This window comes from Streptomyces sp. NPDC102406 (assembly GCF_044765725.1).
GTDB lineage: Bacteria > Actinomycetota > Actinomycetes > Streptomycetales > Streptomycetaceae > Streptomyces.
In genome coordinates, this window is record NZ_JBIWKP010000002.1 from 996,317 (window position 1) to 1,011,088 (window position 14,772).

The following is a 14,772-nucleotide window of genomic DNA, read 5'->3' on the forward strand; positions in this document are numbered from 1 at the left end:
ACGTTGACGTCAGTGTCAATGAGCATGTCGGCACCCGACCACGACCGCTCCGGAGGGCTCATGGGGTCTGCCGCCGTACTCGTCGCCAACCGCGGGGAGATCGCCGTACGGGTGCTGCGCGCCGCCGCCGAGCTGGGGCTGCGGGCCGTGGCGGTGCACGAGCCGGGCGACGAGGACCACCTGCAACTCGCCGACGCGGCCGTGCCGTTGGCTGCCGGGGGGTATCTCGACGCGGCGGCGCTCGTGGCCGCCGCGCGCCGGACGGGCTGTACGTATCTGCACCCCGGCTACGGTTTCCTCAGCGAGTCGGCGGTGCTCGCCCGGAGCTGCGCCGAGGCGGGCGTCGTCTTCGTCGGGCCGCCTCCCGAGGTGCTGGAGCTGTGCGGCGACAAGGCGCGCGCCCGCGCATCGGCGGCGCAGGCCGGGGTGCCGGTGCTGCCCGGGACGGACGGTGGGGCGAGCGTGGAGCAGGCGCGGGCGTTCCTCGCGTCCGGCCCGGTGATGGTGAAGGCGCTCGGTGGGGGCGGTGGCCGCGGGATGCGGGTCGTGCGCACGGCCCAGGAGCTGGACGAGGCGTGGGAGCGGTGCCGCTCCGAGGCGCACCAGGCCTTCGGCCGGGGCGAGTTGTTTGTGGAGCGGCTGTGGGAGGGGGCTCGTCACATCGAGGTGCAGATCGTCGCCGACGGCCACGGCGGCGTGGGGCATCTGTGGGAGCGGGACTGCAGCGCGCAGCGCCGTCAGCAGAAGCTGATCGAAATCGCTCCGGCGCCCGCGCTCGACCCCGCCGTCCGGGACCGGCTCCTCGACAGTGCGCTGCGGCTGGCGCGGGCCGCCCGTCTCGAAGGGCTCGCCACGGTCGAGTTCCTGGTGCGGGGCGAGGAGTTCGTGTTCATCGAGGTGAACCCGCGGCTCCAGGTGGAGCACACCGTCACGGAGGAGGTGACGGGCGTCGATCTGGTCGCGGCGCAGCTACGGATCGCCGCGGGCGAAAGCCTGGCCGATCTGGGTCTGGCCGGGGAGCCGCCCGCGCCCCGCGGTTTCGCCGTGCAGGTGCGGGTCAACGCGGAGACCGCGGCGGCGGACGGGACGGTGCGCCCCTCGGCCGGGCGGATCGCGCGGTTCGACGTCCCGACGGGGCCCGGCGTCCGCGTCGACACGGCCGCGCGGACCGGCACGGAGATCGGGGCGCGTTACGACTCGCTGCTCGCCAAAGTGGTGACGCACGCGCCGGGCGGCACCTTCGAGGCGGCGTGCGCGCGGGCGCGGCGGGCCCTCGACGAGTTCACGGTCGACGGCGTACGGACCTCGATCCCCGCTCTGCGTGCGGTACTCGGGCATCCGGAGTTCACGGCGGGCGGCACCGGCACCGCCTTCGTGGAGCGGCATCTCGCCGAGGCGGCCCCGCCCGGGGAGCCGGCGCCCACCGGCCCGGCGGGCACGGTGACGGCCCCCATGAGCGGGACCGTGGTGGCGATGGAGGCGGAACCCGGCCGCCCGGTGGCCGCGGGCTCCGCGCTGCTGGTCCTCGAAGCCATGAAGATGGAGCATGTCGTGCGCGCCGAGCACGCCGGTGTCGTCCGCGCCGTCGGCCCGGGTGTCGGGGAGACCGTCGCGGAGGGGGCCGTCCTGGTCCTCCTCGACGTGAGCGAGGACGGGCCCGCCCAGCAGGCCGCGGCCGTCGACGCCGACCCGGACGCGGTCCGTGCCGACCTCGCCGAGTCCCGGGCGCGGCACGCGTTCGGCCTGGACGAGCACCGCTTCGAGGCGGTCGCCAAGCGGCACGCGGCCGGGCGCCGGACGGCCCGCGAGAACATCGAGGACCTGTGCGACCCCGGCAGCTTCACCGAGTTCGGGGCGCTCGCGGTGGCGGCGCAGCGGCAGCGCAGATCGCTCGACGACCTGATCCGGTCGACGCCCGCCGACGGCATGGTCACCGGCACCGGTCTGATCGGCGGCGCGCCCGCGGTCGCGATGTCGTACGACTACACCGTGCTCGCCGGGACGCAGGGGCTAAACAATCACCGCAAGACCGACCGCATGCTGCGCGTGGCGGAGCGACGCGGCCTGCCCGTCGTGCTGTTCGCCGAGGGCGGCGGCGGGCGGCCGGGCGACACGGACACCACGTCGGTCGCCGGTCTGAACGTGACGACCTTCCATCAGATGGCGCGACTGAGCGGCCGGGTCCCGCTGGTGGGGATCGCGTCGGGCCGCTGCTTCGCGGGGAACGCGGCGCTGCTCGGCTGCTGCGACGTGGTCATCGCGACGCCCGAGGCGACCATCGGCATGGGCGGTCCCGCGATGATCGAGGGCGGCGGTCTCGGTGTGCACAGGGCCGAGGACATCGGCCCGCTGTCCGTGCAGGTGCCGAACGGGGTCGTCGATCTCCCGGTCCCCGACGAGGCGGCGGCGGTGCGGGCGGCCCGCGCGTACCTGGCGTACTTCCAGGGCCCGGCGGAGAGCTGGGAGGCACCGGACCAGCGGCTGCTGCGGCACGCGGTGCCGGAGAACCGGCGGCGCGCCTACGACGTACGGGCCGTGATCGCGGGGCTCGCCGACACGGACTCGGTGCTCGAACTGCGACGCGGCTTCGGCGCCGGTGTCCTCACGTCGCTGGTCCGGATCGAGGGCCGGCCGATGGGTCTGATCGCCAACAACCCGGCGCATCTGGGCGGGGCGATCGACCGGGACGCCGCCGACAAGGCCGCGCGGTTCCTGCGCCTGTGCGAGGCGTTCGGGCTGCCGGTCCTCTCGCTCTGCGACACGCCGGGGTTCATGGTCGGCCCGGAGGCCGAACGCACCGCCACCGTGCGGCAGTTCGCGGAGTTGTTCGTCGCGGGCGCGCGGCTCACCGTGCCGCTGGTCTGTCTCGTGCTGCGCAAGGCGTACGGGCTCGGCGCGATGGCGATGATGGGCGGTTCGACACGGGCGCCGCTCGCGACGGCGGCCTGGCCGAGCGGCGAGTTCGGCGGGATGGGCCTGGAGGGCGCGGTCCGGCTCGGCTACCGGCGGGAGCTGGCGGCGATCGCCGATCCCGCCGAGCGGGAGCGGGCCTTCGAGGCGCGGGTCGCCGAACTGTACGAGCGCGGCAAGGCGGTGAACGCGGCGGCCGCGCTGGAGATCGACGCGGTCATCGACCCCGCCGAGTCGCGGAGTTGGATACGGGCGGCGCTGAACGCGCCGGTCCGGCTTTGACCAGCACGCCATCCGGGTACTCGAACGATCATGCGGATCAGTGTGGTGGATGTGGGATCGAACACGGTGCGCCTTGCGATCGCGGACGCGCGGGACGGCGCGCCGCTGCCGGTGCACACGGCCAAACGAAGGCTGCGGCTCGCGGAAGAGGTGGGCGGTGACCGAAGACTGGGGCCGCGGGCCGTCGAGCGGATCGTGGAGTCGGTCGCGGACGCGTACGGCGTGGCCGAACGGTGGGGCAGCGAGCAGCCGTTCGCCTTCGCCACGGCGATCGTGCGCGACGCGCCCAACCGGGACGAGGTGCTGCGCACCGTGCGGGAGGAGACGGGAGCGCGGCTCCGGGTGCTGCCCGGTGAGGTGGAGGCGGAGCTGACGTTCCTCGCGGCGCGGCGCTGGATGGGCTGGCGGGCCGGGCCCCTCGGGGTACTCGACATCGGTGGCGGCACGCTCGAGGTCGCCTTCGGGCGGGGCCGGTTGCCGGACTTCGCGATCTCGCTGCCGCTCGGCGCCCGGCGTCTGACCCGGGAGTTCCTGCCCACCGGGGACCTGGCCCCGGAAGCGGCCCTCAAGGAGTTGCGCCGCCATGTGCGCCACCAGTTGCGGGACGTCGCGGCGCGGGTCCGTTGGGAGGGGCCGGTCACGATGACCGCCACGTCCCGTACGTTCACGCAGCTCGCCCGGTTGTGCGGGGCGCCGGCCGGACGGCACGGCCCGTTCGTCGGCCGGACGCTCACCCGCAAGGCGCTGCGCGCGGCCGTCGCGGAGCTGGCGGCGCTGCCCGCCGCGCGCCGGGCCGAGCTGCCCGGCATCTCGGCCCCGCGCGCGACCCAGTCCCTGGCCGGGGCGCTCGTCGGCCACACGGCGATGAAGCTGATGAACATCCGCGAGGTCACCATCTGCCCCTGGGCGATCCGCGAGGGCATTCTGCTGCGGCGGATCGAGGGCGACGCGGACTGGTGGACAGGGGAACTAGCCGCCGCCCCGCACCGGCCCGCCGAGGTCGCGAAGCTGCGGCTCGCGGCGCAACCGTGAGGTCGGGGCCCGCTCAGGTGGCCGGCGTCCGGTCCACGTCGCGTACGAGGTCGATGGCGCGGCCGAGCGTCGTGAGCCGCTCGGCCGGTGTCTCGCCCGCCGGGTAGAGGCGGACGGTGTCGACGCCCGCGTCCCGCCACACCTTCAGGCGCTCCCGCACCATGGGCTCGGTGCCGATGAGGGTGGTCGCGAGGACCATGTCGTCGGTGACCAGGGCGGCGGCGCCGTCCCGGTCACCGGACTGCCAGCGCTCCCGTACGGCGGCGGCGACCTCGGCCCAGCCCTGCCTGCTGTAGGCCTGGTTGTAGAAGTTGGTCGACGCGGAGCCCATGCCGCCGAGGCTGAACGCCAGCTCCTTCTTGCGGCTCGCGACGATGCTCCGCAGGGACCCCTCGTCCTGTGCGAAGTTGACCTCGGCGCCCTGGCAGATGTCGAGGTCGGCGCGGGTCCGGCCGGCCGCGGCGAGCCCGGCGTCGAGGTGGTCGAAGTAGGCGGCCTTGGCTCCCTCGGGCACGAAACTGGTGCCGAGCCAGCCGTCGGCCACCTCGCCGGTCAGCCGGAGCATCTTCGGGGAGAGCGTCGCGAGGTACACCGGCAGTTCGTGCTCCGCGCGCATCGACAGCCGCATGGGCCGCGCCTCGCCGCCGGGCAGCGGGATCGTGAACTCCCGCCCGTCGTAGCGAAGTTTCTCGCCCGCCACCGCCATCCGCACGATCTCCACCGTCTCCCGCATCCGCGCCAGCGGCCGGGCGAACGGCACCCCGTGCAGACCCTCGATCACCTGCGGTCCCGACGGGCCGAGGCCGAGCAGGAAACGGCCGTCGGAGAGGTTGGAGAGGGTGATCGCGGCGCGGGCGATGGCGGCCGGGGTGCGGGTGGCGAGCTGGATGATGCCGGAACCGAGCAGCATCCGGTCGGTGCGCGCGGCCAAGTAGCCCAGTGCGGAGGGCGCTTCGGAGCCCCACGCCTCGGCGACCCAGCAGATGTCCAGGCCGAGCTTCTCGGCCTCGGTCACGAAGTCGACCGTCTCGCGCCAGTCGCCGCCGGACGCCTCGATCGTCGTGGAGGTACGCATCAGAGCTCCGCCCCTTCGGCCAGCGCCTTCAGGGCGTCGAGGGTCGCGCCCATGGAGTGCTCGAACTCCCGCAGCCGCACGAAGACGATCTTCTGTTCCTTCTCCGGCATCCGGTCGATGGCGGGCGAGAGCCCGGAGCGGCCGGGGCCGAGCTGCATCCACTGGGTCAGCTCCGTGGCCCCGTCGTCCTGCTCGTCGAGCGTGAACCGCCAGACGGCGCTGGGGTGTGCCACGTCCGAGACCGCCCAGGCGAACACGCGCGGGGCGGTGCACTCGATGACGTGCGACGTGGTCTCCCAGGAGCCGAACGCGTCGTGGCGGCTGCGGCCGACGAAGCGCGCGCCGACCGCCGGCCCTGTCGCCTCCCCCAGCCACCGGACCGACTGGAGCTCCGCGCTGAGGCGCGGCATGAGGCCGATGTCCGACACCAGCTCCCAGACGCGTCCGGGCGGCGCCTCGATCCTGCGCCGCACCTCGACGGTCGGGGTGTCCGCGTACCGCGCGCCCGTCCACTCCATCGTGGCCCACCTCTCTGCATCAACGAACGACAGCACACACCGAAACAGCGCGCACAAACGGCTCTGACCACGAGAGTTTCGTAGATGGACTCACTACGTCAAGAGCGGCACCCGAGTACGGCGCACCGGCTCACCGCTCGAAGCGCTCGCGGATGCCGGGGCGCTCGGCGAGCCGCTCCGGGTAGCCGGGGCCCATCCGGGCCCGGGTGTCGTCGGCCGTCATCGGCTCGCCGCACTCCGCGCAGACGACCGCGGCCTCGGCACGGTGACCGCAGCGCTCGTGCGCGAAGACGACGGGCGCGCCCGCCTCGCCGGACAGCCAGCGGTTGCCCCAGGCGTTCATGGCGGCGAGCACCCCGAAGAAGTCCCGGCCCATCTCGGTGAGGACGTAGTCGTGGCGCACCGGCTCCGTCTGGTAGGCGCGCTTCTCCATCAGCCCCGCGTCGACGAGCCGGCGCAGCCGCTCCGCGAGGGTGGTGCGGGCGATGCCGAGCTCCTGCTGGAAGCCGTCGAAGCGGGTGATCCCGTAGAACGCCTCACGCAGCACGAGCGGCGTCCACCAGTCACCGAGGAGATCCATGGTGCGGGCGATGGAGCAGGGCCAGTCGGCAAAGGAAGTGCGCCTCATGTCGTCAGGATACGAAAGGGAGCGCCAGTGGGTCCTTGTACGAGACTCAGCAGCGTCCCGCCGGGTTCGGCGGGACGTGACGTTCGCCATGAACGGCCCGGGCCTGTTGTGGGGAGCGCGGGGAGCTGATCAGCTTGAGGCCCCGCGACGCAAAGAGCTGGAGGCCCCGTTGTTCGCTTCCGTGGACGATGTCACCGCACGTCTGGCCGAGACCGGCTATCTGGCCTCGCCCGCGGTCGCGACCACCGTGTTCCTGGCGGCCAGGCTCGGCAAGCCCCTGCTCGTGGAGGGCCCGGCGGGCGTCGGCAAGACGGAGCTGGCGAAGGCGGTCGCCGCGATCAGCGACGCGCGCCTGATCCGCCTCCAGTGCTACGAGGGCGTCGACGAGTCGCGCGCGCTGTACGAGTGGAACCACGCCAAGCAGCTCCTGCGCATCACGGCGGGCCGCGACGAGTCCTGGGACCGGACACGCACGGACGTCTTCGGTGAGGAGTTCCTGCTGGCGCGCCCGCTGCTCAGCGCGATCCGCGGCGACGACGCGAAGGTCCTGCTGATCGACGAGATGGACAAGGCGGACGTGGAGGTGGAGGGGCTGCTCCTCGAAGTGCTCTCCGACTTCCAGGTGACGGTGCCGGAACTGGGCACGATCACCGCCACGCGCCGCCCCTTCACCGTGCTCACCTCGAACGCGAGCCGTGAACTCTCGGAGGCGCTGCGCCGCCGGTGTCTCTTCCTGCACATCGGTTTCCCCGAGGAGGAGCTGGAGCGCCGCATCGTGGCGCTGAAGGTGCCGGAGCTCGACACGGTGCTCGCCGAGTCCCTGGTCCGGGTGGTGGGCGCGCTCCGCGCGATGGACCTGCGCAAGGTGCCGTCGGTGGCGGAGACGGTCGACTGGGCGCGCACCCTGATCGCCCTCGGCGCCGGCCGGCTGGACGAGGAGGTCGTACGGCAGTCCCTCGGTGTCGTCCTCAAGCACCAGGAGGATGTGCAGAAGGCCGCCGCCAAGCTCGATCTGGACGCGGTGTGAGCACGGAGTCCGTCGCGGACCGGGTGACGTCGCTGGTCCGGGCGTTGCGGACGCATGGCATCCGGATCGGTACGGGCGAGAGCGTGGACGCGGCGCAGGCCGTGGCCGCGCTCGGCCTCGACCACCGTGAGCATCTGCGCGAGGGCCTGGCCGCGGCGCTCCTGCACGACCAGGGCCAGCGCGCCGTCTTCGACCCGGTCTTCGACCTGTACTTCCCGCGTGAGGTCGGGGCGCCCGAGCGGCCGCGGGGCGAGGTCGACCGGGACGAGTTGCGCGAACGGCTGGCGCGGGCGCTGGCCGCGAACGACCGGGCGGCGATGTCACGGATCGCCGCCGAGGCCGTCGACCGGTTCGGCGGGTACGACGCGGGCGGCTTCTCCTCAATGCAGACCCTCGACCGGCTGCGCCCCCAGACTCTGCTGGCCGGGATCATGGCGAGTATGCGGGGGCAGGGCGGGGGTTCCGGCGCGTTCACCGACCGCATCGAGGCCGACGAGATCCGGCGCCGTATCGAGGAGTTCCGCGAGCAGGTCCGCTCCGAGGCGCGGCGCCGGGTCGCCGAGCGGCGCGGCACGGACGAGATGGCCCGCCGCGTCCCGGTCCTGACCCCCGACCGCACCGTCTTCCTCTACGCGGGCAAGGAGCAACTCGCCGAGCTGCGCAGGACCGTGCATCCGCTGGCCCGCAAGCTGGCGACGCGTCTCGCGGCCCGTCGGCGCCGCGCCGCGCGCGGCCACATCGACCTGCGCCGCACACTGCGCGGCTCGCTGTCGACGGGTGGCGTCCCGATGCGCCCGGTGCTGCGCAGGCGCCGCCCGGCCCGCCCCGAACTCGTCCTGCTCTGCGACGTGTCGGGCTCGGTCGCGGGGTTCGCGAACTTCACGATGCTGCTGGTGCAGGCGCTGCACGACGAGTTCAGCAAGGTCCGCGTCTTCGCCTTCGTCAACAGGATCGACGAGGTCACCGACCTCATCGCCCGCGGCACCGCCGACCCGGAGGGGCTCGGGGAGCGCATCGCCACCGAGGCGACGGTCACCGGCTGGCACGGCAGCAGCGACTACGGCTCGGCCCTCGGCGAGTTCGTCGAACGCTACGAGACGGCCGTCACCCCGCGCACCTCGGTCTTCGTCCTGGGCGACGCCCGCACCAACCAGATGGACCCGAACGTGCCGGCGCTGCGCCGCATCGCCCGCTCGGCCCGCCGCGTCCACTGGCTCAACCCCGAGGCGCGCTCCCAGTGGGACACGGGCGACTCGGCGGCCGGGGCGTACGCGGAGGTCGTGGCGATGCACGAGTGCCGCACCGCCCGCCAACTGAGCACGCTGGTCGGGCGGTTGCTGCCGGTCTAGGCCGGGTGCGGGAGCGTCACGCGGCGGGGCCGAGCCAGGTCAGGGCGGCGACCACGAGCGCTTCGACCCCCGTGCTGAGGGTCGGCTCGACGAGGGGCGCGAAGTGCGGCGAGTGGTTGCTCGGCAGGGCGTCGAGGCGGCCTTCCCGCAGCGCGTCGACCACCGTCCGCGTGTCGAGGCCGCCCCAGAACCAGAAGACCGTGGGCACGCCGAGGACCTCGCCGAACACACCGACGTCCTCGCTCGCGTTGACCTGCGGCATCCGCATCATGCGTTCCTGCCCGAAGTACGCGGCGAACGCGGCCACCGTCGTCCGGGTGCTGTCGGGGTCGCTCACGAGGGCGGGCGCGCTGGAGAACCAGCGGAAGGTGGGCTCGGCGACCGCCGCGCTCGCCTGCGACTCGGCGCGCACGACGCGCTCCACGGCCGCGCGGACCAGCGTGCGGACCTGCGGCGTGTACGTGCGGATGTTGACGCCGAGCTCTGCCGTGGCCGGGATGATGTTCTCCTTCGTGCCGGCCTGGAGCCGGCCGACGGTGACCACGGCGGTCTCGGCCGGCGGCACCTCCCGGCTGACGATGCCCTGGAGCCGGGTGACGACGTTCGCGGCCATCAGGACGGGGTCCACGGACGCCTCCGGGCGTGAGCCGTGGGAGCCGCGGCCGTGCAGGGTGATGTCGAGGGAGTCGGCGGCGGCCATGACCGGTCCCGCGCCGTGGCCGATGAACCCGGCGGGCAGCGGGCCCACGTGCTGGCCCAGCACGATGTCCGGCTTCGGGAAACGTTCGAAGAGACCGTCCGCGACCATGTCCCGGGCGCCGCGCACCAACTCCTCGGCGGGCTGGAACACGACGAGCAGCGTCCCCGACCACTGCTCGCGCGCCCCCGCCAGCAGGGTGGCGGCGCCGACCAGGCAGACGGCGTGCATGTCGTGTCCGCAGGCGTGCATCACGGGCACGTCGCGGCCCTCGTGGTCGACGCCGCGGACCCGGCTCGCGTACGGCAGGTCCGTCATCTCCTCGACGGGCAGCGCGTCGATGTCCGCGCGGACCATGACGACGGGCCCGTCACCGCTTCGCAGGAGGCCCACCACGCCGGTCCCGCCGATGCCCTCGGCCACCTCGTCGAACCCGGCGTCCCGCAACCGCCCGGCGAGCAGGGCGGCCGTCCGCGTCTCCTGGAGGGAGAGCTCCGGGTGTTCGTGCAGGTCCCGGTAGAGGGCGGCCAGGTCGTCCTTGAGGGCGGTCAGTCCCGCCGTCACCGTCTGTGTCATGTTCCAGCCTCCTCACACGCCGACGAGGGAACGCTATCGCCGTGATGGTCATGTCGCCGGCGCCGCAAGGGGCCGGTGAGCACCGGACGGGGGCCGTCCGGCCCCTGTCGGGCGGCCGTCCCGGCCCCGCATCGTGGCAGCGGATCTCTTGCCGAGGACGGTGACATGCCGACGGAACTCACGGTCCTCCTCGTGGACAACCACGAGGAGACCCTCTTCGCCCTGGAGAGCGCCCTGGCCCCGCTCGGCTGTCCGACCGAGCGGGCGCAGAGCGGCGAGGAGGCGCTCAAGGCGGTGCTGCGCGGCGGCATCGACCTGGTCATCCTGGATGTGGTCATGCCGGGCATGACCGGGCTGGAGGTGGCCCTGCATCTGCACCGCCTGGAGCAGACGTCCGACATCCCGGTGATCCTGCTGACGGGCCTGTTCCGGCACGCGCGACTCGCCGAGGAGGCGTACGGGCTCGGCGTGTCGGACATCCTCACCAAGCCGGTCGACCCCTGGCTGCTGCGCCTCAAGGTCACCGCCCATCTGCGCTCCCTGCGCCGCCTCAGGTCCCTGGAGGACGAACTCGCGCGGCGGTCGGGGGCCTCGCGGAACGGCGCGGCGCGGGCCGAGGGCGGCGGGCGCGGTTCCGCGGTGGAATCCTGGCGGCAACGCGGGTGAAACACCGCGTCCCTACGGTCGCCCGTACACCGGTCATGGCTGCAACGGCCGGTGCGTGCCACGGCGCTCACCCGCACCGGCGCTAACCAGCCGTCTTCCACCGAGCTTTCAGGAGGAACGATGGCTGTGCTCACGCGTGCCGTCGCGCCCGCCCCGGGCCCGCACCCCGTCGACGCCCGGCCGCCGCTGCGCCGCCTGGTGCCGCTGAGCCTTCAGCATCTGCTCGTCGCGTACGCGGGCCTCGCGACGATGCCGCTCCTCGTCGGCACCGCGTTGCACCTCCCCGAGGACCGCATCCGGCTGCTCATCAGCGCCAACCTGCTGGTCAGCGGAGTCGCCACGCTCCTTCAGTCGCTGGGCGTGAAGTGGCTGGGGGCGCGGCTGCCGATCGTGATGGGATCGACGTTCACCGCCATCACACCCGCCGTCCTGATCGGCGCCGAGCACGGGCTCACCGCCGTGTTCGGTGCGACGATCGTGTCCGGCCTGGTGACGGTGGCCGTCGCGCCGTGGTTCGGCAGGTGGCTGCACCTGTTCCCGCCGCTGGTCACCGGCACCGTCATCGCCGTGATCGGGTTCTCGCTGGTCCCGTCGGCGGCCGGGCTCGTCACGGGCGGGCACGGGTCCGGCGGCGGCCGGGGCCTCGCCCTGGCCGCGGTGACGGTGCTGCTCGTCGTGGTCGTGGAACGTCTCGCGCCGCCCGCGCTCGCCCGCTTCTCGGTGCTCGTCGCGATGGTCGCGGGCACCGTGCTCGCCGTGCCCCTCGGCCTGTTCGACGGGTCGGGCGTGGCGGACGCACGCGTGGTGACGGCGCCGGACCCGACCGCGTTCGGAGCGCCCACGTTCGTCGTCCCGGCGATCGCGGCGATGCTGGTGGTGCAGCTCGTGAACATGGTCGAGTCCGTCGGCGACACCCTCGCCGTCGGGCAGATCGTCGGACGCGGCGACGACGCGCCCACGGTCGTACGGGCGCTGCGCGCGGACGGCGCGGCCACCGCGGTCTCGGGGGCGCTGGCCTCCTTCCCCGTCGTGACGTTCGGCCAGTCGGTGGGTCTGGTGAGCGTGACCCGGGTCCGCAGCCGCCATGTCGTGGCGCTGTCCGGCCTGCTGATGGTGGTGCTCGCGTTCGTGCCGGTCCTCGGCGCGGCCGTCGCCGCCGTACCGGGCCCGGTCCTCGGCGGGGTCTCCCTCGTCATGTTCGGCATGGTCGGCGCGGTCGGCCTGCGCATCCTGGCCCGCGCCGACCTCACCGACTCCCGCGACCTGCTGACCGCTGCCCTCGCCTTCGGGCTCGGCATGATCCCGGTCGGCGCCCCGGACTTCTACGCGCCGCTCCCCTCGTACGTCCGCACGGTCCTGGACAGCGGCATCGCCGTCACCGGGATCGTCGCCTTCGCCCTGAACCTGCTGTTCCACCACACGTCCCGCCCCCGGAAGGACCAGGCCCGATGACGACGCCCGACCTCGACACGATCACCGACGTCACCGTCTACAGCGAGGGCCGCTGGCACCCCGGCACGGACGTCCACCTCGCCGACGGGCGGATCAGCGCCCTCGTCCCTGCCGGTGGACTCCCGCGCGGGCGCCGGGTGCTGGACGGGTCGGGCGGCCATCTCACGCCCGGCCTGGTGAACACGCACACCCACCTCTTCCAGGCGGGCCTGCGCGGCATCGGGGAGGGGCTGCCGCTGCTCGCGTGGCTCAGCGCGGTCGGCGAGGAGGCCGCGCTGCTGACCCCCGAGCGGGCCTACGCGACCGCTGCCGCCGCCGCTGCCGAGGCGCTGCGCAGCGGCACCACCACGCTGGTCGAACACATGTGGCCGCACCCCTCCCCCGCCGTGCACGACGCGGTGCTGCGGGCGCTGCGCGACAGCGGCGTACGGGCCGTGCTGTGCCGGGGCGTCGCCGACCGGGCCGACCGCAGCCGCAGGTGGGGCTTCGACCCGCGTCTCATGCAGCCGCTGAAGGAGGCCCTGGCCCACACGGACGAACTGATCGCCGCCGCCCGCGGCAGCCGGGTCGAGGTGGGCGTCGCCGTGCCCAACCCGCGGTGTCTGACGCCCGAGGGGATGACGGCCGTACGCGCCTACGCCGACGAGCGGGGGCTGCCTGTCTCCCTGCACCTGGCGGAGACCACGACGGACGACGCGATGTGCCGTACGCACGCGGGGGTCGGCGCCGTCGCCCATCTGGAACGGGCCGGCTTCTTGTGGGAGCGCCTTCTCGCGGTGCACTGCGTGGAACTGGACGCGGCGGGCCGCGCGACCCTCGCCCGGCACGGCGTCGGCGTGTCCTACAACCCGCTCAGCAACATGCGGCTCGGCAGCGGCATCGCCCCGGTGCCCCAGATGCTGGCCGACGGGTTGCGGGTGGGGCTCGGCGTCGACGGCGCGGCCAGCAACGACACCCAGGACATGCTGGAGGCCCTGCGGATCGGCGCGTACCTCCAGCGGGCCGCGCACCGGAAGGCGGATCTGCTCGGGTTCCCGGAGATGTTCGCGCTCGCGTCGAACGGCGCGAACCGGGTCCTCGGCCTGGAGGAACGCCCGGACGGGGTGCGTCCCGGCATGCAGGCCGACCTCGTCCTGCACCGCTTCGGCCGGGACTACGCGTGCCTGCCCGTACACGATCCGGGGGCCACGCTGCTGACGTGCGCGGGCCCCCGCACGGTGGCGGCGGTCATGGTCGGCGGGGAGGTGCTGGTGCGTGACGGGGAGCATGTCCGCCTCGCCTCCGGGGAGTTGGCGGCCCGCTTGAGCTTTACGGCCGCGTAACACCGCGGTCCCCGGCCGAAACACCGGCCGGGCAGGCTGGACCCATCGCGTACGGACCCCGGGCCCACGAAGGCCCCGGGTCCGTGCCAGTCCACGGCGCCGGGCCCGCGAGGGGTCCGCCGCGACCGTGCCCGCGGGCCTCTGCGCGTCCGCGGTGGGGATAGCAGGGGCGGTGACTGCATCCCGGGAGACCCACGAGCGCTTCGAGGAGCGGCACCGCGATGACAGAGACGACGACCGGGAAGACGACCGACGGCGCTTACGGCCTGGCCGAGTTGGCCAAGGAGACGCGGATGGGCGGTGCCGGCACGGAGACGACCGCCCGCGAGATCCGCCGGATCGACCTCGGCGACTTCGAGGCCCGCAAGGCGGACATCACCGAGGAGCTGTGGGCCGCCGCCACCGACATCGGCTTCTTCCAGCTCGTGCACCACGGCATCGACCAGGAGCTGGTCGACGGGGCGTTCGCCGACGCCGAGCGGTTCTTCGCGCTGCCGCGAAGGACCAAGGCGCGGCACGCCCTGCGGAAGGGGCTCAACTCGGGCTGGGAGTCGATGACCCAGGTCCGTCCCTCGGTGGGGACACCGGACCAGAAGGAGTCGTACCAGGTGACCCGGCCGCACATGGACGGGCTGTGGCCCGAGGACGCGCTGCCCGGGTTCCGCGAGCGCACCCTCGCCTTCGAGGCGCGCTGCCGGGAGCTGGCGATGCGCGTGCTGTCGTGCTTCGCGGACAAGCTGGGCCTGCCCGACGGGTTCTTCGCCCACGCCCACGACCCGGCGCGCGAGCAGTACCAGTCGACGCTGCGCATGCTGCACTACTTCGCCGTCCCCGAGGACGCCGTGATCCCGGCGGACGTGTGGCGGGCGGGCGCGCACACGGACTTCGACTGCCTGACCCTGCTGTTCCAGCGGGACGGACAGGGCGGCCTCCAGGTCTGCCCCGGGAAGGAGGCGCAGGCGCAGGAGTGGACGTCCGTCGAACCGGCCGACTCGGTGATCACCTGCAACATCGGGGACATGCTGATGCGGTGGAGCGACGACCGGCTGCCGTCGAACTTCCACCGCGTCAGGTCACCGGGCCCGGGTGAGGACCGGTCCGCCCGCCACAGCATCGCCTTCTTCGCGCAGGCCGACCGCGACGTGGTGATCGAGGGCCCCGCGGGCCGCTACCCGCCGATCACCGCGGCCGACTACATCCAGCAGCGGATCGCCGCCAACTTCGCCCGCTAGAGCGGC

Annotated in this window: 12 protein-coding genes; 8 read left to right on the forward strand and 4 right to left on the reverse strand. The window is 73.6% G+C overall.

All coding sequences use genetic code 11. From position 1 onward, the window contains the following. Window positions 1-60: 60 nt before the first annotated feature. Together ACIRF8_RS13340 and ACIRF8_RS13345 are read left to right on the forward strand one after the other, a co-directional pair. Window positions 61-3,192 (forward strand): carboxyl transferase domain-containing protein, encoded by a 3,132-nt coding sequence (locus tag ACIRF8_RS13340; protein ID WP_404214116.1) that lies wholly within the window; start codon window positions 61-63, stop codon window positions 3,190-3,192. Window positions 3,193-3,222: 30 nt separating this feature from the next. Beyond that, a complete protein-coding gene (locus ACIRF8_RS13345) occupies window positions 3,223-4,224 on the forward strand; it encodes a Ppx/GppA family phosphatase (RefSeq protein WP_404214118.1) in 1,002 nt (333 codons plus the stop codon). 13 nt (window positions 4,225-4,237) lie between these two features. Here the strand turns inward: ACIRF8_RS13345 and ACIRF8_RS13350 are convergent, their stop codons facing one another. The 3 genes from ACIRF8_RS13350 to ACIRF8_RS13360 form a co-directional block, all read right to left on the reverse strand. Continuing rightward, a complete protein-coding gene (locus ACIRF8_RS13350; protein ID WP_404214120.1) occupies window positions 4,238-5,299 on the reverse strand; it encodes an LLM class flavin-dependent oxidoreductase in 1,062 nt (353 codons plus the stop codon). Then, the gene (locus ACIRF8_RS13355; protein ID WP_404214122.1) at window positions 5,299-5,817 is read right to left on the reverse strand and encodes an SRPBCC family protein; all 519 of its coding nucleotides are present in this window, start codon (window positions 5,815-5,817) and stop codon (window positions 5,299-5,301) included. The genes ACIRF8_RS13350 and ACIRF8_RS13355 overlap by 1 nt, the downstream gene beginning before the upstream one ends. Before the next feature lie 130 nt (window positions 5,818-5,947). After that, entirely contained in the window at window positions 5,948-6,445 is a 498-nt protein-coding gene (locus ACIRF8_RS13360) for a winged helix-turn-helix transcriptional regulator (RefSeq protein ID WP_404214124.1), read from the reverse strand. Between the two features lie 169 nt (window positions 6,446-6,614). Here ACIRF8_RS13360 and ACIRF8_RS13365 point away from each other — a divergent pair, with 169 nt between their 5' ends. Both ACIRF8_RS13365 and ACIRF8_RS13370 read left to right on the forward strand, forming a co-directional pair. Next, the gene (locus tag ACIRF8_RS13365) at window positions 6,615-7,472 is read left to right on the forward strand and encodes an AAA family ATPase (protein WP_404214126.1); all 858 of its coding nucleotides are present in this window, start codon (window positions 6,615-6,617) and stop codon (window positions 7,470-7,472) included. Continuing rightward, window positions 7,469-8,821: a VWA domain-containing protein gene (locus ACIRF8_RS13370; RefSeq protein ID WP_404214128.1), complete on the forward strand. Its 1,353-nt coding sequence runs from the start codon at window positions 7,469-7,471 to the stop codon at window positions 8,819-8,821. Before ACIRF8_RS13365 ends, ACIRF8_RS13370 begins: the two co-directional genes overlap by 4 nt. Window positions 8,822-8,837: 16 nt before the next feature. On the opposite strand, the gene ACIRF8_RS13375 is transcribed toward ACIRF8_RS13370, so the two are convergent. Then, window positions 8,838-10,094: an amidohydrolase gene (locus tag ACIRF8_RS13375; RefSeq protein WP_404214130.1), complete on the reverse strand. Its 1,257-nt coding sequence runs from the start codon at window positions 10,092-10,094 to the stop codon at window positions 8,838-8,840. Window positions 10,095-10,259: 165 nt separating this feature from the next. Between ACIRF8_RS13375 and ACIRF8_RS13380 the strand changes: the two genes are divergently transcribed. From ACIRF8_RS13380 to ACIRF8_RS13395, 4 genes are all read left to right on the forward strand, one after another. Continuing rightward, window positions 10,260-10,760 (forward strand): two-component system response regulator, encoded by a 501-nt coding sequence (locus ACIRF8_RS13380; RefSeq protein ID WP_404214132.1) that lies wholly within the window; start codon window positions 10,260-10,262, stop codon window positions 10,758-10,760. 120 nt (window positions 10,761-10,880) lie between these two features. Continuing rightward, window positions 10,881-12,212 (forward strand): uracil-xanthine permease family protein, encoded by a 1,332-nt coding sequence (locus ACIRF8_RS13385; protein WP_404214134.1) that lies wholly within the window; start codon window positions 10,881-10,883, stop codon window positions 12,210-12,212. After that, window positions 12,209-13,534, forward strand: coding sequence for an amidohydrolase family protein (locus ACIRF8_RS13390; RefSeq protein ID WP_404214136.1), 1,326 nt, complete (start codon window positions 12,209-12,211; stop codon window positions 13,532-13,534). The genes ACIRF8_RS13385 and ACIRF8_RS13390 overlap by 4 nt, the downstream gene beginning before the upstream one ends. Window positions 13,535-13,755: 221 nt before the next feature. After that, window positions 13,756-14,766 (forward strand): isopenicillin N synthase family dioxygenase, encoded by a 1,011-nt coding sequence (locus tag ACIRF8_RS13395; RefSeq protein ID WP_404214138.1) that lies wholly within the window; start codon window positions 13,756-13,758, stop codon window positions 14,764-14,766. The last annotated feature ends 6 nt before the right edge of the window (window positions 14,767-14,772 follow it).

Excerpts from the sequence above, each read along its gene's own strand:
- ACIRF8_RS13350 (WP_404214120.1), bottom strand. The coding sequence starts at position 5,299 with ATGCGTACCTCCACGACGATCGAGGCGTCCGGCGGCGACTGGCGCGAG.
- ACIRF8_RS13360 (WP_404214124.1), bottom strand. The coding sequence starts at position 6,445 with ATGAGGCGCACTTCCTTTGCCGACTGGCCCTGCTCCATCGCCCGCACC.
- ACIRF8_RS13385 (WP_404214134.1), top strand. The coding sequence starts at position 10,881 with ATGGCTGTGCTCACGCGTGCCGTCGCGCCCGCCCCGGGCCCGCACCCC.
- ACIRF8_RS13390 (WP_404214136.1), top strand. The coding sequence starts at position 12,209 with ATGACGACGCCCGACCTCGACACGATCACCGACGTCACCGTCTACAGC.
- ACIRF8_RS13375 (WP_404214130.1), bottom strand. The coding sequence starts at position 10,094 with ATGACACAGACGGTGACGGCGGGACTGACCGCCCTCAAGGACGACCTG.
- ACIRF8_RS13380 (WP_404214132.1), top strand. The coding sequence starts at position 10,260 with ATGCCGACGGAACTCACGGTCCTCCTCGTGGACAACCACGAGGAGACC.
- ACIRF8_RS13345 (WP_404214118.1), top strand. The coding sequence starts at position 3,223 with ATGCGGATCAGTGTGGTGGATGTGGGATCGAACACGGTGCGCCTTGCG.
- ACIRF8_RS13340 (WP_404214116.1), top strand. The coding sequence starts at position 61 with ATGGGGTCTGCCGCCGTACTCGTCGCCAACCGCGGGGAGATCGCCGTA.
- ACIRF8_RS13395 (WP_404214138.1), top strand. The coding sequence starts at position 13,756 with ATGACAGAGACGACGACCGGGAAGACGACCGACGGCGCTTACGGCCTG.
- ACIRF8_RS13355 (WP_404214122.1), bottom strand. The coding sequence starts at position 5,817 with ATGGAGTGGACGGGCGCGCGGTACGCGGACACCCCGACCGTCGAGGTG.